Origin of the sequence: Fluoribacter dumoffii NY 23 (assembly GCF_000236165.1) — a bacterium.
Classification (GTDB): domain Bacteria; phylum Pseudomonadota; class Gammaproteobacteria; order Legionellales; family Legionellaceae; genus Legionella; species Legionella dumoffii.
On record NZ_CM001373.1, the window covers coordinates 2927852 to 2952587 of the forward strand.

Below are 24736 nucleotides of genomic sequence, written 5' to 3' on the forward strand. Positions count from 1 at the left end.
AAAACAATTATTTATGCTGGTGCATATAAATTCCATCCCAATTTTCAGGAGGAGGGGTTTTCATGAATATTTTAATGCGTTCATGATACATCTGATATAAATAAACGTCAGGGAAATTGGTTTTTAGCATAGCAAATTTTTTTTCCGCAGACGACCAGTTCTGTGCAGCATACTCATCTAATGCTTTATGATATGCCGCCAATTCAGCTAGAGTCGCCTCTGTAACTTCGCCCACCGCGCCCAAGGGCTGATAAATAACCAATCCGCTTTTACGTCCCTTAACCGTAATTTTATCAATAGTCCTCCAGACAAATTGCTCTTGTTTTGCCCGGGTGCCGTCACTTACCAGGATAGTCACCTGATAAAATTTAGTTAAATCTTGTAACCGGGAAGCAAGGTTCACTGTATCCCCTATGACTGTATAGGCACGACGGAACTCTGAACCCATGTCGCCAACATTCATCAGCCCTGTTGCTAATCCAATACCTATATTAACTGCAGGCAAATCTTTTTCCTGCAATTTTGCATTAATTTCCGGTAATTGCTTGGCGATAGTTAAAGAACAACTGATGGCATGAAATGCATGTTCTTCATCATTTATGGGCGCCCCCCAAAATGCAACAATCATATCGCCAACATATTTATCAATCGTTCCTCTAAAGCTAAAAATGATCTCGGTTATTGGGGTAAAAAATGCATTTAATAATCTTTTGACATGAGAGGCATCCAAAGCTTCACTCAATCCAGTAAAATTTCGTATGTCACTGAACAAAACGGTCATATTGCGCTCCTGACCTTCCATGCTGTAGTGCTCAGTAGACTCGATGAGCTCTTTGACATACGCTTCGGGCACATATTGCCCGAATAACTGATTTATTTTTCTTTTTTGTCTTCTTTCAAGGATAAATAAATAAGCATAATTTGTAAGCGTTGTCAGAAAAACCAGGGTTAACAACAGAGCTATAGGAACATAAAAACTCTTGGAGACAAATAAATAAATTGATAAAACTCGAATGCCGACGATGCTAACCACTGCAAGAATCAACATTCTTGAAACACTTAAAAAAGAAATGGCCAGGGTAAAAAGTAATCCGGTTACTATTAAATAAAATTTTCCTTGATTCGTCGTCCAGTCAAATTCAGATACCAATTGCTGGCCCACAATACCCTGGACCATATTTCCGACCATTTCCACCCCAGGAAAGGATTGCGCAACCGGAGATTGGTGCAGATCCGCCAAAAGTATAATGGTGGAACCAATGATAGCAATTGCTCCTTGCAACTGCTCGGGATTAATTTTTCCGTTGATGATATCTGTGGCAGAATAATAATTAAGCATTCCAATTTCCCCCCAGAAAGGAATGAGAATTTGTCCATGGGAGTTGGTAGGAATGAATGTATTTCCCATTTGAATCCCATATAAATGGTTATCATAAGTTTTAAGGGAAACATGCTGGACCATCAGATAATTCATCGCTGTCGCTAAAGCCAGTGTCGCGTATAACTTGTTGCCATAACTTGCCAGCATCAAACCATGACGAACCGTTCCATCCAGATCCGGCACATTGGTTACCGCACCAGCCTGGGTGGATGCGTTCAGGAATAAGGGCAAACACCCGTTGTAACCGGAAAATTGATGCAGCGGCAGATTACCCCTACCTATGATTTTATTTTCTGGAGTAGTTAACGGTGACGGCAACACTCCTTTCCGGATTTGCGTGTCATTATGGAATAAATAGCCCAGCACCACATTATGATCCATTAGCTCTTGTGCCAAAATACGATCATTATCTACTTTAGGAGCTACTTGTTCGAGCAATTCAGACAATTGTTGTTGTTCGGAAGATAATTGGGGAAGCAGTTTAGTTAATTCTTCTTTTAAACCAAATGCATAATTTTCTTCAGGCTCAGCCATAACAATATCTGTGGCAATGGTAACCACACCGTTTTCTTTTAATTTTTTAATTAAATCCGCAACTTTTCTTCTGGGCCAGGGCCATCGTCCTTCCTGCTGAACGGATTTATTATCAATATCAATAATAATAACTCGCGGAATTGTTTGATGGGGACGCCAGTTTAATTGGACAATTTGATCATAGGTTCGATAGTCTAATTGGGTTATAAATGAACTTAGAAGAGGGATATTAATTATGTCTGCAAGAAAAATAACCGCCACCCAGAATAGACCTAAAAGGATTTGTGTCCATTTGGCTTTCACTGTTTTTGGCGAAAAATAGTAATCCTTCTTCACAAAATATCGTCCCTAAATCCCTTTTCCCAAAAGTCCCTGGAAGCGAACAACGGCAGAGTTATTCTTCGCCGGGAACCAGAGCGGCGTTGCATGCAGTCAAGCATGCATCCCGGAGTACAAAAAAACCAGACCTTGCAAGCAGCGCTAACCAAATTGATATTCTAACGCAGCTAAAGTTTGATAACTTTGAAAAACTCCGCCAGCATTATAGTATTTTTCTTCGACACGGACGGTCGCATTTTTATAGGTAAATGCGATACCCCCACCTACCCGAAAGCCGCTTTGATCCATATTCAATTGAGGAAGTGAACCATTGATTACGCTTGCAGGATCCAGGAGCGGCCTACTGTTTGAAAATTGTGCCACTTGAATTAATCCCGCACTAAGGAAAGGCATTACCTTGGGTTTAATGTAGTAACCCAATTCTATATTTTCCAGAATCAAGGTTGCTTTGTTCGTCAAGGGTTCAACCACTTGAAATACATCAGTAGTGGGAAAAAAATAATTATATTCTCCAGTATCAATTTGACTGTACAACACACCCACATTAGCCCTTACCTGTAACTGCTTCCATGCCTTCCTGTAAATCGCATTCATGCTGAAAAACCAGTTGTCATTGTTATTGTTTGCTTGAGCAACTAATGGAGTAGGATCGGAAGCGATATCGGTTGTAGTGTGGAATTTGTTAAAACCATAACCTGCTGACAAGTCTCCATAGATTTCGGGGGTAAAAATCTGAAACACATGAGCAAAAATTGTATTATTGTGAATCGTCTGATCGGAAGTGGTTACGAAACCTGGATTAAGCAAAAACTGAGAGGTAAGTTCGGTATCCACTCCAAAATAGTAGATTCCTAACATCGTGGTTTGTCCCAGAGCGATGTGATCGGCCCCTGCAGAATAGAGATTGGAATGGCCATTATATCGGTTAAAATTTGCCCCCGAAGTAGAGTCAAATTTAAAATCGGTATACCCATAAAGGAATTCAGGAGTTATGTTTTTAAAAAAAACATTTTTGGGTGGAGTTTCAGTGTCGTCTTTTGCCAAAGTATTTGCATTGAGACCGGATCCATTAAGTATCAAAAAAGTCGATAAAATTAAGGATTGTATTTTCATCACATCTAAATTCCTTTTTAGAGAAGGTATTATTTTAAGGCTAACATCATAAACTTAAAATATAAGTTTGCACAAGAACAGAGAAAGAATGAGATTAAGAAAAGTGTTTTAGCGAGTGAATTCAAGTGTTTTTACTTACGGTCGAACCCTAAGGCACGTAAACGATCCTCAATTGAAGGATGGGTTGCAAAGGCGCTGCTTAACGATTTTACCGGATCAATATCAGAAGGGTCAAAGAGATACGATGCTTGCCTGACCTGCTCATGAGGAGTATTTCCATATTCTTGTGTATAACGCTCAGCATTCTGGTTATGATCGTCACTTATTTTAAGTAAGGCACGTGCTAAGGGTTCATTGTTGCGCATTAATTGCACGCACCCGGCATCAGCCATATATTCCCGGGTTCGGCTTAAGAACAAAGTTAATAAAACGGTAATTAAAGGCAAAACATACCTAAGGACAATAATAACCAGTAACAAGCGGTTATCTCCTCGTTTGTCATCACGCTTGTAGAGAGCAGAATAAAACAAAATATCGATTACAATTAAGAGAATATTACTTAAAACTGCTACCATTAAAGTTAATTTAATATCGTAGTGGCGTATATGGCTTAATTCATGCGCCATAACCGCCTGCAATTCTGCCCGGTCCAGTTTTTCTATCAAACCTCGAGTAATAGCAACCATGGCTGATTTTTCGCTGTAGCCACTTGCAAATGCATTCATATAATCGGCTTCGATAATAAAAACTTTGGGCATATACTGCAAACCGGCAGCAACCTTCATTTCTTCTACCACATTATATAATTGTTGTTCCTGCAAATTTTGCGCAGTTTGAGGGGTAATTTCATGATATTCCGTGCCTAATAACATAATCCGGTCATAAAAAGCATAGGTGGTAAGTAAGGACACTACGGCAATACCAACCATAAGAATTGTTGCATAGGGTATGACTTGCAGTTGAATCAGAGCAAGAAAAGCTTGCTGCAGGGTAACTTGAGGGTAGGTTGCATGCAAAATAAAAAGATCAGCAAGCAGGCCTACAGCAAAAAAAATCGCAATAAAAAAGGCAATGACTGCCTGAGTCTTACGTTTATTTCGCTGTATTTGCTCGCGCCAATTACTTACGCTGCCATGGTACTCTTCAAGTCCCATATACTAAACTCAAAATTTTACGGTATAGTTTTCTTTCGCCTGGATTTGCTCTTCTGGAAGTCCCCAGTAAACAAACTCTTTATCTAACGCAGAAGCAAATAAAGACACTACCATAGATTCAAAGAATGATTTCTTTTTGGCATTATAACGCTCAATATCATCGTTATATGCTTGTTTGGAATAAGCGAGTTTATTTTCAGTGTTAATGATTTCTTCCTGTAATTGCATGACATTTTGACTGGCCTTCAAGTCGGGATATTGTTCAAATACCACATTAAGTCCGGATGCAATCTGGGATATTTGATTTTCTGCAGCAATACGTCCTTCGTCATCTCCTGCGGCTTTAGCTGCTTGCGCCTGATTACGCAGGGCAACCACATCTTTTAATGTAGTTTGCTCGTAATCCATATATTTTTTTACGGCTTCAATCAATGACTCAAATACTTTAAAACGGCGATCCAGTTGAATATCGATTTGTTTTTTGTCGTTATTTATCGCTTCGATTAAGTGAATTAAGGTATTGTATATACCAATAGCCCATATAAATAAAAGTACTACAATAATGATAAGAACTATAAAAAAAGTACCCATTTTTTTTCCTATGCAAAATTTCCTACAATTTAGTTATAGATCGAAAATGATAAAAATAACAGTGAAATAGTTGAGGATTTTCTTGGTGCAGATACCAGAAGAGTGGTGCTTATGAATAAACGGCAAATAGGATGGTCCATCCATTTTTTATCATATTATTTGTGCTGGATAGCGTGTTTCTATTTTGCCGCACAGGATAAAGTATACCTTGGAACAATCATTGGTTTTGTCTTTATAGCAGTGCAAATCATCTGGCAATGGGTTAACCGTTTGCCTTATCTAAATGCTTTATCTTTTGCTCTTCTTATTGCTTTTGTTGGTTCCCTTACCGATACATTTTGGCTGCATCAGAACTATATTTATTTTAAGGCAAATCCTTTTAGCTCCTATTTTACAGCCCCCTGGATGATTTGTATTTGGTTAAGCTTCGGATTAAATCTTATTATTCTTAATGAACAATTCACCCGTTACTATTTCATCTGGTTTCTACTTATCCTCTTCTTGATGCCCTTTGCTTATAAAATTGGTGCCGCTTGCAATATAGTAGTGATTCAAAAAAGCTACCCATTCTATCTTTCTGTGGGTATTACCTGGGCCCTGGTCTTACCCTTTAGTTTTTACGTATATAACTATTTAAAGAAAACGCACAGGATAAATGCATAAATCTGTCGTTTAAATATCAGCAAGTGCCATCACCCTTTTAAAATAGGTTTTAAAAATAGGCCTGTATATGAATGTTCACATTCAGCAACTTGCTCTGGAGTACCGGTTACCACGATACGTCCCCCCTTACTTCCTCCCTCTGGGCCCATATCAATAATCCAGTCTGCGGTTTTAATCACATCCAGGTTGTGTTCAATAATCACCACTGTATTGCCTTGCTTCCGCAAGCGAAATAATACATCCAATAACTGTTTAGTGTCATGGAAATGTAATCCTGTTGTCGGTTCATCAAGAATATATAAAGTACTTCCTGTATCCCGCTTGGACAATTCACGAGACAACTTGATTCTCTGGGCCTCTCCTCCTGAAAGGGTGGTGGCACTTTGTCCTAACTTGATATAAGACAGGCCAACATCCATCAAGGTCTGGCATTTTCTCGCCAAGGCAGGAATCGCTGCGAAAAAATGACTCGCATCTTCAACAGTCATTTCTAACACTTCATGAATATTTTTACCTTTATATTGAATATCAAGAGTTTCCCGATTGTAGCGTTTTCCTTTACATACATCACAGGAGACATAAATATCGGGCAAAAAATGCATTTCAACTTTAATAAGCCCATCACCCTGACATGCTTCACAACGCCCGCCACGCACATTAAAGCTAAAACGCCCCGGCTGGTACCCACGTGCCCGAGATTCGGGGGTTGCTGCAAATAATTCCCGGATGTGAGTGAATATACCTGTATATGTAGCTGGATTTGAACGGGGAGTTCTGCCAATGGGACTCTGGTCAATATCAATGACCTTATCACACAAATCCAGGCCGGCAATTTCTTTAACTGCTCCTGGAGTAAACAAGCTTGCCCTGTTGAGCAGATTAGCGGCGCTTGGATATAAAGTATCATTAATCAAGCTGGATTTACCGGAACCGGAGACCCCGGTAACGCAAGTCAGCAACCCCACAGGAATACTTACGTCAACATTATCTAAATTATTGCAAACGACTCCTTTTAAATGAATCATCTTTTCCGGGTTAACAGGCGTACGAGCCTCTGGAATGGCAATAGACAGTTTTCCTGACAGATATTGGCCAGTCAAGGAAGCTTGCGATTGCATTATTTCCTTTGGGGTACCGCGTGCCACAATTTCCCCTCCATGGACTCCTGCCCCAGGACCTATATCCAAAACAAAGTCAGCACTGCGAATTGCATCTTCATCATGCTCTACTACGATGACTGTATTTCCCAGATTTTTTAAGTGCATCAATGTTTTTAACAAACGATCATTATCCCTTTGATGCAAACCAATGGAGGGTTCATCCAGAATGTACATCACGCCAACCAGCCCAGAGCCTATTTGACTTGCCAGACGAATACGTTGAGCCTCTCCTCCAGATAAAGTTTCAGCACTGCGGGTTAAGGAGAGATAATCCAATCCTACATTAACCAAAAATCCTAACCGCTCCACAATTTCTTTATTAATTTTTGCAGCAATTTCGCCTTTATTCCCACTCATCCGCAAATTTTTAAAAAATAAATAGGCTTTCTCTATCGAATAGGCTGTAACCTCCGGTAAATTTTTATCATCAATAAATACATGCCGTGCTTCTTCACGTAAACGGGTTCCGTGACAACTTTGACAAGGGCGTGATGATAAATATTTAGCAAGTTCCTCGCGTATCATTCCTGAATCGGATTCTCGATAGCGTCGTTGCATATTAGGAATGATTCCTTCAAAAGGGTGACGTTTAACCATGTAACCGCCATTGGGCCTGTGGTAATGAAAGTCTATGACATCACGTCCACTTCCGTATAAAACGATTTCACGTACTTTTTCAGGTAAATCACAAAATGCAGTTTGGGTATCAAAACCATAATATTGGGCAAGTGATTCCAGCATTGAGAAATAATAGGTGGTTTTTTTATCCCAACCCCGAATTGCCCCTTCAGCCAGGCTGGCAGTTTGATCATGGACTACACGATCAGGATCGAAAAACTGATCCACTCCCAATCCATCGCAAGAAGGACAAGCCCCCACTGGATTGTTAAATGAAAACAGCCTGGGCTCTAATTCACTAAGGCTATACCCACATTCAGGACATGCAAATTTGGAAGAAAAAACCAGCTCCTCAAATTGATTATCCATAGAAGCCACTATGGCAAGCCCTTCTGCCAAATTTAAAGCATTTTCAAACGATTCACTAAGTCGTTGAGCAATATCCGGCCTTACCTTAAACCTGTCCACCACTACTTCTATGGTATGCTTGGTACGCAAGCCCAACTTTGGAGGTGAATCCAACTCGTATAGTTCTCCATCAATCCGGGCCCGGACATAACCCTGAGCTTGTAGCTGCTGTAAAAGCTGAACCTGCTCCCCTTTTCGTTCACGCACAACCGGAGCCAAAATCATCACTTTAGTTTCAGCAGGCAATGCCATTACTTGATCCACCATTTGGCTTACGGTTTGCGCATGCAAATTGACATGGTGCGTAGGGCAACGGGGTTCTCCTACGCGAGCATAGAGTAACCTTAAATAATCATAAATTTCGGTAATAGTCCCCACTGTTGAGCGCGGGTTGTGGGAAGTAGCTTTCTGCTCAATGGAAATTGCCGGTGATAAACCCTCTATGGAATCAACATCCGGTTTCTCCATCATCGATAGAAATTGCCGCGCATAAGCAGACAGTGATTCAACATAGCGACGCTGGCCCTCAGCATACAAGGTATCGAAGGCTAAAGAAGATTTTCCAGAACCGGATAAGCCTGTAATGACGATTAATTGATCGCGCGGTAAATCCAAATCAAGATTTTTAAGGTTGTGGGTTCTTGCACCACGTATAGAGATAGTATGCATAAAGTTCGATAATAGGTTTAATACTGAATTAGTTAGGGTCTATAAATTTGTGGCTATAACATTATACGAAAATGATGGCCTGTATCGCTCAAACAAGTATATTCACTTTGCCCCTAGCTACAAAATAATTTTTTTATTTTAGCATATTTTTTGACCTAAAAAATTAAATCCTCTGGATATATATTTTATGGAAAGGATTATACTAGAATAAAATATTTAAGTTCTTCTTTTTAATCATTAAAAAAAGGATTTTATTATGAAACCTCTTTGGCAAGGGACTTTGCTGTGGTTTATGCTTCTTATCTCTCCTTTAACTCTTTATGCCCAGGATGAAACTGACGTGTGTCAGTGGGTAAAACAGATTTTAACTACCACCTTATCTGTAGATTACACTTATGAACCTGCAAATGCTGCGGAATTAAAAAAAAACTACAGTTTGAATGCATGGAATGCTCTCTCCAGTTTTTTAGGCAGTTATGTAGAAGTTATCAAAGAACAGCACCTAACGCTTCATCCTAAATTTATTAAAGACCCTGAGATTTCTGAACAGGGAATTGTTTCGGGAATCACCTATTGGCGAGTTGATGAAGTAGTGTCGCTTCCTGAATTAAATCTCACAATTGCATTTTCACTATTGATTATTAAAACAAATCCCTCCCCATATGGGCACTTTCTCATTCAAAGCATCAATATGCTAAAAAAGGAAAACTCATGAATATGCTAACTCGTTTTAAATTTTTTCTTTGGAAATTCAGCCATTTTAAAGTCCCTATGCTCGGTTATCTAAAACCAAAGCTAATCAAACTTACGGATACAGAAATTGTGGTAAAACTTCCTTTAACCAGACGCAGCCGCAATCATTTAAATTCCATGTATTTTGGAGCACTTTGTGTAGGTGCTGATTTAGCAGGGGGATTACATGGCTTTTATCATGCCGCACAAAAACAACTTAAATTTTCACTTGTATTCAAATCCTTTCAAGCGCAATTTTTACGCCGTCCTGAAGCAGATGTTTATTTCATTTGCCAAGAAGGCACAAAAGTCAAAGCGATGCTGGAGGAGTCTCAAAAAACCAGAGAGCGCGTGACTCAACCCATTCAGATCAGAGCTTATACTGATTATCCTGGCCTTACTGAATTGGTTGCCGAATTTGTTTTGGACCTATCCGTCAAAATACGCTCCTAATTGAATCTCCTAACCAGAGCTACAGATAAAAGTTTGATTGATTTATCACTAATTACAGTCGAAAATATTGCCAGATTGAGGTATTATTAATTCCGAATAAATAATGCCCCATAAAAAAATTATGAATACATTAGGCAATCTGTAATGATATTTGAAGAATATATAAAATTATTAGAGTCATTCAAGCAAAACCAGATATCAAAAATTCTGGAACGAATTGACACTAAGATTTTTGATATACTCTACAGCAAACATGTCAGTCCCCGTATTGCAACCTATTTCCCTCACTATGAACTGTGTTTCATGGCCGATGATACCCAATTGGAACCCGGAAAATTATATGTTAGGGAACTCAACGGAAAAATAGCCTATTCGGTAATTACCCCGCAAAATGAAACGGTTAAGGATGTCATTTTAGAAGATCTTGATGCCCCTGCCCCTTTTAAATACAAAATTAAATTGACGACTGAGGGTATTAACCCGAAAAAAGGCACATTTTACGTACGTAAACTTGAGACCGGTCTTGAATATACCGTTATCGACCCTCAAGGCAAATTAATAACTGATGTAATAAAAAAACAAGAATTAAACATAAATTTAGCTTCAGATTTTACACCTAAAGATCTGGAACCCTTCTTACCGGAAATTACAAACATTGCATCCAAAAAGAATCATTCTCTTCCTTTTACATTGGATGCGTTTAAAGCACGGATATTATCCGCCGCCTCGAGAAGAGGCCATACGCAGTGGGCTCCTTTTAAAAATTATGATCTCGATCCCGATAATATTTCCCAAATTAAAAAACTGATTAATGCACTTTATTACGCACGTCTTACTTTTTTAGATTTGGAGAATGTGGATGTTAGAAATATTAAACGCAGCTATACTGATCTGAGATTACTCTATGGTAAAACAATTGATTTGGCTTATGAGGCCAGCTATTTGTTGACTCATTTAGATGTCGATCTAAAAGACATGTTTGATGAAGAACTCGCTCTTATTTTGCCTTTATTTGGTCAAATCCAATCCTTTGCACAAAAGCACTTTGAAAATAAAAAAGGAATTGTCCAAGCCCTTGAACCCAAACCGCTCGCGTATAAAGCTGGAGAAATAGCGGGAATTACCATAGATCAATTACGCCCCAATGATGACGTTGATTTTAATTTCCTCACCCAATTCAGTGCTGTTTTACCAAGTTATATAGATAAGTTAACCCACTATATCGAACAATTTTCTTCACAGATTAAAGAATCAGAACCAAAGCTCAATCAAAAAAAGCTGGCTGAATTACAAAATGCCGCACTCAATCTATTGAATGATATAGAAAATATTAAAGGAAATAGCGTTTTTGTTTCCGTCAAATTTTTGAACTATATCCACATAATTAGCAATATCATCACCTTATCCATGAGTACTTTGGAGCAAATTGGAGAGCTCAGTGAATCTTCTCAGGACCTGGTTCGTGATAAACTGGGGCAGCTTAAGTATATTGTTCTGCCTACTTTATTCGGCTTGGTGGATAAAATCGAAGATAATGCCATGCTTAAGCCCGGTACTTTGTCTGTCCCCTTGATGGAAAAAGTCAAAGTTTTATATGAAAAAATACTTTATCTTCCCCAAAAAGCCATTGATTTTAAAAAGAAAGGTGCAAATTTACTTGAAATAGAAGACCCACACTTTATCGAATTAAGATTGGAAATGACCTACAGACGGATCGATAAAGCCAATAAAGCATTATATAAAATTCAAAAAGCAAACGCCGCATGCAGACGTTTTTTTACCATCTTAAAAGATCCCCAGTACAGTAAACTGCGCTTATATCAGCTTCCTGACGAGGTGAAGGAAGAGCTTGTAAAAAACTATAAGCTTCTCAAACCTTACATGGCCCAACTCGACATTGATTTAAATTCTCTAATCATCTCGAGATTGACTGGTCCGGCAAAAGAAGATTGGTATTCTTATATTGGAACGCCCCTACGCTGGGTTAAAAAACAATTGCCTGCAGACCATATAAGCTTTGTATTGGCAAAAGAAAGCGCACTAAATAATTTAATAACTAAAGATGAAAACAGTAAGATCTTTCATATTAACCTTAACAAAGATTTAATTGACTCAGTACACAAAAAAGCAAATTTAGTTTTATTTCCCTACCGAGGTAATGAAAAAACAAGTGTGTATGCAGTTGATGAATCAATACCGTTACATGTCGAGCAAGTTAAAGATAAAAAATCAAGACTTAAAAAGAAAGAGTTTGAATTGGTGCAAATGGCTTATTTGCACTTTGTCCAGATCATAAAAGAACAAATTGCCGCAAACCCTGATCTCTATAATAAAAATTTGGCGCTAAATAATCTCGGAGAAAAAGAGAGGAATGAATGCCACCAATTATTTAAGATATTTCAACCCTATCTAAACTCTATTGTCGCCCCCGAGTTTAAAGATTCAGCAAAAAATTTTGAACTTTACTTAGTAGGTTTATTTGCAGAAAAAGAAAATCTAAAAACTCCATCTAAAGAGTTTTTTTTAAATCTTGATAATAATGTCCGTAATTTTTTTGATTTCATCAATTTTCAGTGGTTCGATAAAAACGAATTTCAAAAAATATTAAACGCCTACAGTCAATTTTCCCAAATAATAAAGAAACAGATCGAGGAACAACCTCAGCATTATGGAAATAACCTGGTTTTAACAAGTCTTGATGAAGGGACAAAACAAAAGTGCTATCAGTTATTCCAAATCTTCCAACCCTATTTTAAATTAGCAATTCCACGTGATCTTCAAGCCTCTGCACTTAATTTTGAAAAGTATCTCACTGCATTTCTTACTAATAAGCCTGTTGAGTTACTTGAGGCGCCGCCTGTTTCCCTATTTTTAAAACTGGATAAACCTATTCAGGATTTCTTTGCCGAATGGAAGGATAAAAGTCAAACTTATTATGATTTTGCGAAAGGTAAATTTCTTGATGAAAAAGAGTCAAAGGCGCTGGATGTCAAGCGGGAAGAAGATGCAAAACTGCATTTTAAAACGGTAGAGGGTGATAAATTACTGCAAAATTATGAGCAATTAACAGCAGATCAAACTCTCGAAATTTATCAATGGTACCGAAATAAGCATAACAAATTTTTAGTAGTCCATAATGCTTATACTCAATTTCTCAAGTTGCTTGATAAAGAAATAAAAGCAAAACCTGAAATTCAGGAAAACATATCGCTCCTCAATCAAATTCGTCCTGGGATAAAAGCTCAACTGCGGAATTTATACAGTATTTTCCAGCCTTATTTAATTAATGCAGTACCGTCCGAACATAAGGAAGACGCCCTAAGTTTCGATGAATTTTTAGTCGACAGTTTATCTACTACACAATTCTTTAGCGAAGATGCACCACCAATTGAAATATTTCTGGATTTGAAAAGTTATTTTCAAGATGTTTTTATTCGCTTCAATTCGGAATGGAATCGAAGAACTGAACGTTTTTTTAATTTAGCTCAAGAAAAATTTATTCTCGAAAACAATTCAACAGCACTTAAGCCCGATCCTACAACTGGCCGAGAGCACTTTGTAATCCAACACACCAATTATTCCAAGTGCATCCATGAGTTTAGGCAGTCTTTATTTGAGATAACAAAACTATTTAATCAGTCCATGCAAGCTGAATTAACTCCTAACCTGTCAACTCAGCCCGTACCAGGGTCAGATCTTTCCGCCGAAGGATTATTTATTCAGGCATGGCAGACTGTATTGCCCCCATCTAAAGCACCTTTCCCTGAAATGGAGGATAATAACAAAAGGTTGGCGCAAAGCAGGCAAGTCTGTGCCTTAAAAGATATTTATAACAGTTTGTTCCATTTGGAAGGAATTGTCCTCGAGTTAGAAAATTTAAATAATAAAAGCATCAAAAGTCGATACGTATACTATTTATTACAAGCTTATGGACATCTTAATGAAATCATAAAATCTGCAAAACGTTTGGCTGCAGATCCGCATTTGGGCTTCCTGGCCCGAGATTTACTTGATAAGGCACAAACTATTTATGCAACCTTCCAGGAGCATTCTGATGCATATCAAGTTGGGCCCGAGCAAATCTCCTTCGGACCAGCGCAAGTTCAATACAATGCCCTTTGGTATGTCCTTAATGCCTTTTATATTACCCCTAAGCACATCAGAGCGTTTAAAAATACGAATTACCTGACCACTGCAGAGCTTAATGAATTACATTTTAAAGCCAAAAAATCAACATCATTTATCGAGGGATTGATTAATAACTCTAATTCCTATTTTAAATTGTTCCTGCAAACGCCCAATATGATTTATTTATACCAGGAACTCACAGCCAAACTTAACGAATTTACGAGTACGTCCCATGATGCGGTCATGGATAATATTGAGAAGATACAGTCGGAAATATTGACTCCTATGCTTCTTGAAGCAGATCATTGGGAAAACCGATTAGGACTCTCTCCTGGGATATTATCAGGTCCATTAAGGCAAATTACCAATGAATTTTTCAAAGGATTATTGCACCCGCTGGACTTGGATTCCAAAACGCGAATAGGGTTAATTTATGATAAAAAACAGCTGGAAAAAAGAACCAGTTTGACCAGGAAGCAAATCAACAGAAACCAAAAATATATAAAAAAAATAGATAAAGACTTCCAGGATATTGAACATCTATATCATTGGTATCTTGAAGTCACCACACCTATTGATGTATTGGATTTTTCTGTTCCCATCCAAAGAGTGCCACTCGATAAAGCAAAAACTGAGCTCTGTGCAGCTTACAAGAAAGCATTGCCCAAACTGGCACAGCTAAAACAAAGTAAAAAAGTTGAAATCCCTCCCAGTATGTATGCAGAAGATCATAAGCTGGATGAATTATGTAATTCTGGGCTTAAATCTTATGATCCGCATTTTACTGAAATCGAAGCGTTGATTGTGGCAAGCCATCATTATTATCTCGGCTTAAAAGCAACTCATCAAATGCGTCTGAATACGGTACAGGAAAAATTGGACTATCTGACGGATTTGGAGCCAATAGAGGCACAAGAAAAACAGCTTTTTGTTGAACAATATACTACCGATTCATTCAAAAAACATCTGGAAACAACCTGCAATAGTTCAAAAGCTTTACAATATTTGCAGTATAATACTGATAAAGAATATAGGGATGAACTGCATGCATACCTACAAAACCTCCAAAAGGAAATCATTGCTAAATCCAAAAACTCCCGGAATATTGATCGGAGTATTAAAAAACTTTTAGAAATAGAAACCAGGAAATTCGAAAAAAAATACTACGCAGATTATTATCATCTTTTTACAGTACGTGCAGCCTTGGAACAATTTAAAATTTATTTCAGCTCTTCCAGACTTGCTATTCACAATCATAAAGCCCTCTTTGAAAGCGATAAAACTTTAGATATGAAATCTGAACGAATCAAAGAATTAGAAGCCATTGCTAATAATCAATCCATGGAGGTTCATGATCGTTTGCAGGAAATTGAGAAAAAAATTAAAGACCCCAATTTCGGAAGAATTATCATGGCCCATAAACAAATGGATACATTTAGTTTCACTTACCTGAAAATATGTTTTTTCTCCTTGCTTGAGGCATTGAATTTATTTACCCCAACAAGAAAAATACTTCTTGGTCAAATCAATGCTGCTGTAACAAACCAACCCAAAATGAGTGAGCTAACCAAACGTTTGGGTCTATTTGCCACCAATAAACCCGATAATGATCTGGAAACCAAAAGATATGAGGCCCCTATTCTGCCCGTCTTGGATTCTAATCCCTAATAATCTTAAGTAGAAAACTGCATTTAAAATTAAAATTCATCCAATTTTTTTAACCGAGAGACTCTTCGCTTTCTAAATGTTCTGCTGCAGCAATTTTCGTATGATCTGCTGCCAATAAGAGATACATTGAAGGAACAACAAAAAGGGTAAACAAAGTACCAATCGAAATTCCCATGGCGATGACCAAACCAATGTTAAAACGGCTTTCAGCACCCGCCCCTGTAGCAAAAATTAGGGGTATTACTCCTAATACCATTGCCGCAGTAGTCATTAAAATCGGACGTAAACGAATTGCGGCAGCGGCTTTTATCGCATCAAATTTTCCTTGGCCACTAAGCTGTAAATCATTAGCAAATTGCACAATCAAAATACCGTGTTTACTAATAAGGCCAATCAGCGTCACCAGACCTACCTCACTATAAATATTAAGCGTAGCATGACCAATGCCTAAACTGATAAAAATCATGGCACCGCAAATGGACATAGGCACACTAATCAAAACTATGAGAGGGTCGCGGAAACTTTCAAATAAAGCAGCCAATGATAAAAAGATGATAATTAAAGCAAAGAAAAAAGTGACAATTAAACTGGAGCCTTCTTGAATATACTGACGGGATTGAGAGGCGTAATCAATGTAATAGCCTTGAGGTAACTCCTGTTTGGCAATGTCAGCAAAAGTGTCCAATGCTTTTCCCATAGATACCCCAGGAAAGGCTACAGCCGAAATCGTAGCAGAATTGAGCTGTTGAAAATGATTTAATGATTCAGGAACAATCTGCTTTTGTAAACTGGCTACAGTAGATAGGGGTATGGAGGCTCCCGAAGAGGTCTTAATGTAATAGTTTAATACTTGTTCGGGGTTCAGTCGTGTCTCCCTCTTCACTTGAGGGATTACCTGGTAAGAGCGACCAGCATAATTGAAATAGTTGATATACCCTTCACTCAAGGCAGATCCAAATAAATTACCTAAATCCTGCATGGTCAAGCCAAACTGGGATATTTTATCGCGATCCAGCTTAATTTTCGTCTGTATTTGATCAATTTTGAGATCAGGATCAATAAATGCAAAAATACCAGACTCATAAGCTTTATCTAAAATACGTTGTAATACATCATTTAATTTATCAAAAGTCTCCGTCGTAGTGATAACAAATTGGATGGGGAGACCGCTCCCGCCTCCGGGTAATGAAGGTAACTGAAATGCTGCCACTTTAGCCCCTGCAATTTTATTGAGCTCCTTTTGAATTATGGGCACTAAATCATTGGAGGTTCGTGTACGTTCCTCCCAAGGTTTTAATACCATTCCAATGATAGAAGTATTCAAACCTTGAGATCCATCGACCTGGAAAATATGATCCATTTCGGGAAATTTTTTAAATATTTTATTTACTTCATTAGCATAAAGTTGTGTTTGGGCTAAAGAAGCGTTTGCTGGTGCAGTTACCTGAGCGATAACAATCCCCATATCTTCTTGAGGGGCCAATTCTGTTGATGAAGTAATAAAAAGAAAATAATTACTTAAGAGAATGATGATGGCAAAAACAACTACAACCGGCAAATGTTTCAAGGTTGAGGATAAAATCCGTTCATAAGATTTCTCAAGTTTTGTGAATGAATTATCAACATAGGTCATAAATCGCCCTTTAATAGATCCATCACCCAATTTAAGGAATTTGGAACACATCATAGGGGACAAAGTTAAGGCAATTACAGCCGAGACTGTTACTGCACCGGCAAGGGAAAAGGCAAACTCGGTAAACAATGCCCCTGTTAAGCCGCCCATAAATCCAATAGGTAAATAGACAGCAATCAAAACTACAGTGATGGCAATAATAGGGTTCGCCAATTCACGCGCCCCCAATAAAGCGGCTTTAAAGCGTGTTTTCCCCTCCTCGATGTGGCGCTGCACGTTTTCAACCACAATAATTGCATCATCCACTACCAGACCTATGGCGAGCACTAAAGCCAATAAAGTAAGCAAGTTAATGGAATATCCTAAAATGAGCATGATCCAAAAGGCCCCAATCAGAGACAAGGGGATTGCAATAATTGGAATGACAACTGAGCGGATGGAGCCAAGAAAGATAAAAATGACAACAGTTACAATTAAAAATGCCTCTAATAAAGAAACAACCACTTCATGAATCGAAGAATCAACAAATAAACTGGCATCATATACAATTTTGCCTTCCAGGCCTTGTGGTAATTGTTCCTGAATGGTGGGAAATATTTTTTTAATCTCATCGATTACAGTTAAAAGATTGGCTGAAGGTGCGACAACTATCCCTATATATACCGCGGTGCGTCCATCAAAACTTACTGAAGAATTATAATTTTGTGCACCCAAATCCACAGTTGCCACATCTTCCAAACGAATTATTGCCCCGTTTTGCGCTTTAATGATCATTTTCTTAAACTGGTTAACATTCGTTAAGTCCGTACCAGCGGTAAGATTCTGAATAAACATCTGGCCATCAGTACGACCTACAGCAGAAATAAAATCATTATTTGCCAGAGCCGCGCCAATTTCTGCTGCAGAAATCCCATACCCCGCAAGTTTAACCGGATCAAGCCATGCTCTTAGGGCAAAGGTTTGATTTCCTAAAATTTGTGCATTTTGTACCCCATTGACCGCTTGTAATTTTGGCTGTACGACCCGAATTAAATAATCTGTAATTTTATTAATCGGTAATTCATCGCTATAAAAACCAATATACATGGAATCAATCGTTTGCCCCACTGAAACGGTGATAACCGGTTGCTGCGAATTTTTGGGAAGCTGGTTCAAAACGGCATTTACTTTGGTGGTAATATCGGACAATGCCTTTAAAGGATCATAATTGAGAAGAAGGTTTACAGTAATCGTACTTGTACTAGGTGAACTGATGGACGTCATGTAGTCAATCCCATTAGCTTGGGCGATTGAATTTTCTAATGGGGTAGTGATAAAACCTGCAATGACATCAGGGTCAGCCCCTGTATAAGCCGTGGTTACAGTGACGATGGCATTTTCTGTAAATGGATATTGCATTACAGGTAAAGATCCAATGGAGCGTAAGCCCATGGCTAAAAGCATCAAGCTAATTACTGTAGCCAGTACAGGTCTTCTAATAAAAATATCAGTAAACCGCATTATCTAATCCTTGATCTATCTAAACGACTTGTTTCGTTGCAATGTAACCTGTGGCCTGATTACCTGGACTCCCAGCATATTCCGCGATCGCCTATTTTTCCACCACTTTGGGTGATGCTTCATTACTGGGTTGAATTGTATTATTAATCAGAACCTGACTGCCATTCTTGAGCTTCAATTGTCCACTGGTCACCACGATATCACCGGCGTGTAACCCTTTTAAAACAGCGATTTGATCCCCTCGGGTATCTCCAACCGTTACAAAAACCTGTTTAACTACCAGAATGGGTTTATTATTTTGGTCTTTTTGACCGTTCTCTTTAACTAAATAAACAATATCCCCATAAGGATTAAAACTAATCGCCGATTGCGGTAGGGTCAGATAATTTTTCTTTGCTCCCGTTTCAACTTCCACCTGAGTAAACATACCGGGCTTCAATTTAAAATCGGGATTAGGAAGCGTAGCTTCTACTTCCACATTACGGGTAGCACTGTCTACAATAGGTTCAATTGTAGTAATTTTCCCCTGAAATATTTTATCAGGGTATGTATCAGCAACCACCCTTACATTTTGTCCCAACTCTAATTTGGCCAACTCTTGCTGGGGCAAATAAAAATCAACGTAAATGGGATCCAATGCTTGTAGGGTGGTGACTGTGTCTCCTACATTAAGATACTGTCCAGGATTAATGTTGTTAATTCCTAATTGACCTGTAAAAGGAGCGCGAATAGTCTTTTTTTCAACGGTGGCAGTTTGTTGTGCCACTTGAGCCTGTAAATTCTTTAGGTTCCACTCATCAGCGTCCACGGTTTGTTTACTGACTGCCCGCACCGCATATTGTGCCTTATCACGGTTATAAGTAATTTTTGCCAATTCAACCTGTGCCTGTAATGAATGTAATTGCCCCAATTCAGTATCGGCATTTAATTGCACGAGAACAGTCCCCTTTTTAACAGGTGTACCGGGCGTGAAATAGATTGTCTGGACCATCCCCGCAAGTTCGGTTGTGACATTCACACCAAGGCGTGCTCGCATATTGCCCACCGCTCTTAAAGTAGGCTGCCATAATGAAGCTTCTACTTTCATTGTCGAAACGGTTACCGGAGGCGATTTCATCTTGAGAAAATATTGTTGCATCATATAATTACCAATCGCTTTCCAGCCAAAAATCAGAGCAAAGAGGACTCCAACAGCAATCAGCATAATAATCATTTGTTTTTTTAAAAATATTTCTTTCATAGACACTCCTTGACACACCAAGGTTTATGCCACCAGCCTCCGCCCAGGGCTTGAAACAAAGCAGCTGTATCACTGTAGCGGGCAGCCTGTGCCTGGATACGGTTAATTCGAGCCTGTTGGTACTGTTGTTGTGCATTTAATAAATTGATATAACTCACCCCACCTAAACGATACTGTTTTAGCGTAAGGTTTAAGGAGTTACGTGCCGAATTTTCAGCGAGAGTCTGCGCTTGCAACGTTCGTGCATCAAATTCTATCCCTTTTAAAACATCCGCCACATTTTGAAAAGCTTGCAGAACAGTTTGTTTGTACTGAGCAGCAGTTTGCTGATAGGCTGCTATGGCCGCGCGTCGTTGTGCCCATAAGGCCCCTCCATGAAATAAAGGTTGCATTAGTTGGTTCGAAACAGACCAAACATTATTTTTTGCCGTGTAAAGCCCAGAAAAGGTGGTACCCAGCCAACCTTCATTGGCATTTATGGTAAATTGCGGAAATAAATTTGCTGTTGCAACTCCAACTTGGGCACATGCCTGATGAAGTAATGCTTCAGAGGCACGCACATCAGGGCGTTGGCGCACAAGATTTGAAGGTAAACTAACAGGTAACGCTCCAGGTAATTTTAAACGGTCTAAACGAATAACCGGTAAAGGGGCTTCAGGATATGTACCTATAAGAGTAGTTAAGGTATGTTTTGCCTGGGATAAGCTCTTTTGCAATGGGGGTAAGGTCGCTTTTGACTGCTCAAGTAAGGTTTGTTGCGTCAACACATTTTCTTTGGAAACAGCCCCCAAGCGGAACTGGTTGTTTAACACATTCAGGAGACCTTGCTGGGCTTGAATAAGCTCCTGGGTCGCCTCAATTTGTGCCTGGTAAGAAGCCACTGCTATGGCTGAGGTAACGATATTGGAAGTAAGGGTCAAATAAGCCGCAATGACCTGGAATTGCTGATAATCAACCTGCGCTCGCAATGCTTCGATTTGACGCCGGGCGCCTCCAAAAACATCCAAAGTATAAGATAAATTAAAGGAGGTATAATAGAGGGTAAAGATAAGGCTTTCATTTGGGCTCCCTATCTGCGCTCCTGAATAACGTTGCGTTTGCATCATATCGGTAACATCAATTGAAGGAAACATCGAATTGCCGATTTGCACTTTCAAATTTTCCTGAGCTTGCCGTAAAGCTGCTGAAGCTGCAGCTAAATTGGGACTATGAGTTAAACCGGTCCGGATGAGTTGATTAATTTCCGGCGAATGAAAAAGTTCCCACCATAATAAAGGAATGTCTTTGTCTGTAATAAAAGTTTGCGACTGGCCACCAGAACTGGGGGCGCTGGCTGTTTTTTTAGGTAATGGCGTTTCGGTAAACCTTTTAACTTTTGGCGGGGTGGGTGAATGAAAGTTAGGGCCAACCATACAAGAGGTTTGCAGAATTGTGCTCGGCAAAATCAGAAGAAATACTCTTATACATTGTTTAAAATCAAACACTAACCACAATTCCTTGTGAATCATTTATTTAGAATGTTAATTTATCACGGATTGAGATGGGTTAACAGTTTATGCGTGGGGGGTTTTATTTTTATTAGAAGGATTTTGATGCTCTGTAATTGCACACCAAATACTCACAACTTGTAATAAAGGGCATTTTTCTTGAAATGAGTGCAAAAAGACAGCGCTACTGATGACACAAGCAACTAGTCACTTAACAGACATGGATGCGATTATCAGTGCTGGGATCTATTAACAATCAACTCTCCGTCCCTCCGCCTTGGTGCAAAATTTCGATAGACCTTTGTGGGAATGACAATCTTTTATAAAAAAAGTAAAAGGTGCGGAATGCAAAAGAATCCACTCTACTTGATATTTCCAAGTAAAATTATATCTTTTCCAAACAAATACAATTTGGTTTTAAATTAAAAAATGTGCTTTAATTAAAGGCAGTAGGCGTGTTTTTTATTACTGGCTGCATCATGAAAATATCTGTAGGACAAGCATTATTAATTCTTCTTGCAAAGAACCGGGATAATGGAGATAAATACAATCAACTTAAGCATTTATATTTGGCGGGTGCAAAAGACGAGGAAACCCGTGCAGCAATTGATGCTTACCTGCAGGATCCTGCCCTGGAAGACTACGAAATTTCCAAAGCCCCCAAAGACATTAACCGTGATAGCTCCCGCCGCTACTTTGAAACCCATTTAGCTTATGAAACCTTAAGTAGTGAGCTGGAGAATTTTACCCTTGAGGAAATGCACCAACATTTAGAGGCTATTAAAGGGACAGCTTATAGTTCTTATGCAAGTCTTTACGAGGAGGTTTTACAAGGAGAATACACTCCTTCAGATGATACAGAACATGAATATGCCGATTATTTAAACAAACTTAAAGAAAAAGAAATATTCAGCCAATTTAATGACGAGCAAAGACAAAAAATTGTTGATGTAGTTTCCTCTGCGTTTGTAGCAATGATCATTGCTTCTCAAAGCCAGGATTTGTTGCCTTTAGATATTTATGGAGAAGGGATTTTCCTGGACAGAGGGAAAGAACCTAAACGAAATCAGCGGAAAACCACGACCAGTGCGCTTGGCATTTTACAAAGCGCCGATCCTGTTCCCTTGAATGATCCTGCACGTATGGCCAAAACCCAAGATTTTTTGAAACCTTCAGAACAATCAACCTATGACCCCAATGCTCAATGGGTACAGGATAACTTTTCCCGCCTGGTTCATCCGTTCTCTAACTCTATTTCAGGTACCATGCTTTGCCAATTGCGTGCTTTGGCCAAAATAAAGGAGCTTAAAAAATTAGTAGATTATATGGAGGCACAGGGAAAACCGGCGAGCGAATCAGCAGAACAAAGCCACCCCATTGATGAAACCCATAAACAAATGGAGCGGGATCTGGTGCTGTATATAATGAAACCCGGTTACGGTAAAGTAACCAGTGAGGTGCTAGAGCAGGCTGATGAACTCGTGAAAGAAGGTAAAATATCGAAAGAAACAATTGAGGCAGTAAAAAGAAGGGTAGACGAAAGCCTTTTGGCATCAAAAGAAAAATTGGGTACTTTTTTAAAAATTTATGTTTCTGCTCTCTTGTTCAACGCGGGGGGGCATAGTTTACATGAATTTGTTTCCCCGATCGGTTTAGCCAAGGTTCAAGAAGAATTTTCTGATATTGAAGGTTTTGAAACCTTGGATCTGGAAGAGTTATTTTTAAATACAAATCAAGAAGCATTTGATAAGGCCTTGAATAAAGCCATAGCATACAACGAGCAAATTCTTAAAAAGAAGGCAGTCAATGAAGAAATAAGTAGTTTAAAAACAGCAACTGATGAAAGAGTAATACCTGGGCTAATTAATGCCTCACAACTGAGCAAGGACGTAAAAGCAAATCTTTTGGAACTTGCACAAAAAGACCTACATCATGCAGCGGATTGTTTTAGACTAGTGGAAAAACTGCAACAGCTCATGATAAAAAACGACATCCGGGTTGATGCAGAATATTTTTCCTTTTTCCGACAAGGTGCCCTAAGGCAAGAAGTTTTCAATAAAAATCTGAATAACGCAATCATAGAACTAAGCAAAGGAAACGATCAGGAAGCAAAGTCCATTATTGAAGACACTATAAAAACACTCAAAAATTTTTATTCCACTAATAAACCTGAACTCGTGGCACTCCAGAACGTTTATAAATTAATAAACTCCCAGGTTATTATTGAAAGTAATATAGTATTGGGAAAAAGCTGAGTTGTGTTCAATGAATAATCAAGTTAAAATATTGATTCCCTTAATCCTTATAATTTATGCCTAATTTGAATAAAATTGATGATCAAGGAAATTACCTGGAGTTTCCCGGAGTTAGCATCGTTGCCCACGTAGGACAAGCAAACCTTAATCTATGGCAAAAGATTCATCGCTTCCTTCAAAATACTCCCGCCCTTCGTAATTATTTCTCTCCTTTGCCTTATCAAAGTTATCACATGACTACCTGTGATTTGTATACAAAAGAAGACACCGCTGGTGACTGGATTCATTTTATATCGCAAAATTTGCAGTTGTTCCAAAAACTTAATCGCAAACTGTCTGAATTGAAATTTACCCCAACCATTGCGATTGAAAATATCTATTTTTTTCCGGCATTGCAGTTAGTGATTACCATCCCTCCTGAGCAAAGGATGATTATTCAACGGGTTGCAAGCGAGTTTGGTTTGGAAAATAAAATACCTGCAGAATTCCACATTACCCTGGCTTATGGATATAACGAAATTGAAGATGAAGACAGCTTCAAGGAAATCAAAAATAAAATAGGTGAACTACTCACCATTTGCCACAAATACGAGCAACCCATTACTTTATCTCCACCGGAATTATGTTTTTTTCATACTATGGAGCAATTTATTCCCTGGGATGGTTCAACTAATCCTTTTATTCCCCAACGCCCTGCAGATCGCTGGAAATTATTTAACTTCAAAAACGGATTGGAGAAAGAGGGAAATGATAAAAATGCAAATTCTAAAATTTGTCTTGTAATGTAAATTTATAGTGGCTCATACCCGTTTGCACATATGGGTTGTGAATCCCCCCTAGTATTTATTGACTAAGGGGGTGGCAATAATTATCTGGAGGCTCTTTGAATGTCTTTACCCACTGTGGAAACATCTTTTCCAAACCCATGAACAGTTCCACAAGCAGTTAATGCTGCCAATGTAGTGAAACAAACACTAACCATAATTATTTTTTTCAGTATATTCATAATA

At 38.7% G+C, this 24736-nt stretch carries 15 protein-coding genes; 6 read left to right on the forward strand and 9 right to left on the reverse strand.

What is annotated here, in order from left to right; all coding sequences use genetic code 11:
- Positions 1–7: 7 nt before the first annotated feature.
- The 4 genes from KYQ_RS13345 to KYQ_RS13360 form a co-directional block, all read right to left on the reverse strand.
- On the reverse strand, positions 8–2251 hold the full coding sequence (locus KYQ_RS13345; RefSeq protein WP_231294558.1) for a CHASE2 domain-containing protein: 2244 nt from the start codon (positions 2249–2251) through the stop codon (positions 8–10).
- A gap of 144 nt (positions 2252–2395) precedes the next feature.
- Entirely contained in the window at positions 2396–3367 is a 972-nt protein-coding gene (locus KYQ_RS13350) for an autotransporter domain-containing protein (protein WP_010654767.1), read from the reverse strand.
- Between the two features lie 131 nt (positions 3368–3498).
- Positions 3499–4521 (reverse strand): zinc metalloprotease HtpX, encoded by a 1023-nt coding sequence (htpX, locus tag KYQ_RS13355; RefSeq protein WP_010654768.1) that lies wholly within the window; start codon positions 4519–4521, stop codon positions 3499–3501.
- A gap of 9 nt (positions 4522–4530) precedes the next feature.
- A complete protein-coding gene (locus KYQ_RS13360; RefSeq protein ID WP_010654769.1) occupies positions 4531–5112 on the reverse strand; it encodes a LemA family protein in 582 nt (193 codons plus the stop codon).
- Positions 5113–5223: 111 nt separating this feature from the next.
- Here KYQ_RS13360 and KYQ_RS13365 point away from each other — a divergent pair, with 111 nt between their 5' ends.
- Positions 5224–5775 (forward strand): DUF2878 family protein, encoded by a 552-nt coding sequence (locus KYQ_RS13365; RefSeq protein ID WP_010654770.1) that lies wholly within the window; start codon positions 5224–5226, stop codon positions 5773–5775.
- Between the two features lie 29 nt (positions 5776–5804).
- Here KYQ_RS13365 and uvrA read toward each other — a convergent pair whose 3' ends face one another.
- A complete protein-coding gene (gene uvrA, locus KYQ_RS13370) occupies positions 5805–8630 on the reverse strand; it encodes an excinuclease ABC subunit UvrA (protein WP_010654771.1) in 2826 nt (941 codons plus the stop codon).
- A gap of 256 nt (positions 8631–8886) precedes the next feature.
- Here uvrA and KYQ_RS13375 point away from each other — a divergent pair, with 256 nt between their 5' ends.
- The 3 genes from KYQ_RS13375 to KYQ_RS13385 all read left to right on the forward strand — a co-directional run bounded on the left by KYQ_RS13375 (position 8887) and on the right by KYQ_RS13385 (position 15611).
- Positions 8887–9345: a hypothetical protein gene (locus KYQ_RS13375; RefSeq protein ID WP_010654772.1), complete on the forward strand. Its 459-nt coding sequence runs from the start codon at positions 8887–8889 to the stop codon at positions 9343–9345.
- Positions 9342–9815, forward strand: a complete 474-nt coding sequence (locus KYQ_RS13380) for a PaaI family thioesterase (protein WP_010654773.1) — start codon at positions 9342–9344, stop codon at positions 9813–9815. The genes KYQ_RS13375 and KYQ_RS13380 overlap by 4 nt, the downstream gene beginning before the upstream one ends.
- Positions 9816–9959: 144 nt before the next feature.
- Positions 9960–15611 carry a hypothetical protein gene (locus KYQ_RS13385; RefSeq protein ID WP_010654774.1) on the forward strand — a complete coding sequence of 1884 codons (5652 nt, stop codon included), beginning with the start codon at positions 9960–9962 and terminating at the stop codon, positions 15609–15611.
- 49 nt (positions 15612–15660) lie between these two features.
- Here KYQ_RS13385 and KYQ_RS13390 read toward each other — a convergent pair whose 3' ends face one another.
- From KYQ_RS13390 to KYQ_RS13400, 3 genes are all read right to left on the reverse strand, one after another.
- Entirely contained in the window at positions 15661–18744 is a 3084-nt protein-coding gene (locus KYQ_RS13390; protein WP_010654775.1) for an efflux RND transporter permease subunit, read from the reverse strand.
- A 91-nt stretch (positions 18745–18835) separates the two neighbouring features.
- On the reverse strand, positions 18836–19984 hold the full coding sequence (locus tag KYQ_RS13395; RefSeq protein WP_010654776.1) for an efflux RND transporter periplasmic adaptor subunit: 1149 nt from the start codon (positions 19982–19984) through the stop codon (positions 18836–18838).
- Positions 19981–21468 (reverse strand): efflux transporter outer membrane subunit, encoded by a 1488-nt coding sequence (locus KYQ_RS13400; protein ID WP_010654777.1) that lies wholly within the window; start codon positions 21466–21468, stop codon positions 19981–19983. The genes KYQ_RS13395 and KYQ_RS13400 overlap by 4 nt, the downstream gene beginning before the upstream one ends.
- 482 nt (positions 21469–21950) lie before the next feature.
- Here KYQ_RS13400 and KYQ_RS13405 point away from each other — a divergent pair, with 482 nt between their 5' ends.
- The gene (locus KYQ_RS13405; protein WP_231294559.1) at positions 21951–23726 is read left to right on the forward strand and encodes a hypothetical protein; all 1776 of its coding nucleotides are present in this window, start codon (positions 21951–21953) and stop codon (positions 23724–23726) included.
- Positions 23727–23782: 56 nt separating this feature from the next.
- Positions 23783–24514: a DUF1868 domain-containing protein gene (locus KYQ_RS13410; protein ID WP_010654779.1), complete on the forward strand. Its 732-nt coding sequence runs from the start codon at positions 23783–23785 to the stop codon at positions 24512–24514.
- An 80-nt stretch (positions 24515–24594) separates the two neighbouring features.
- Here the strand turns inward: KYQ_RS13410 and KYQ_RS13415 are convergent, their stop codons facing one another.
- Positions 24595–24732 carry an entericidin A/B family lipoprotein gene (locus KYQ_RS13415; protein WP_010654780.1) on the reverse strand — a complete coding sequence of 46 codons (138 nt, stop codon included), beginning with the start codon at positions 24730–24732 and terminating at the stop codon, positions 24595–24597.
- Between the last annotated feature and the right edge of the window lie 4 nt (positions 24733–24736).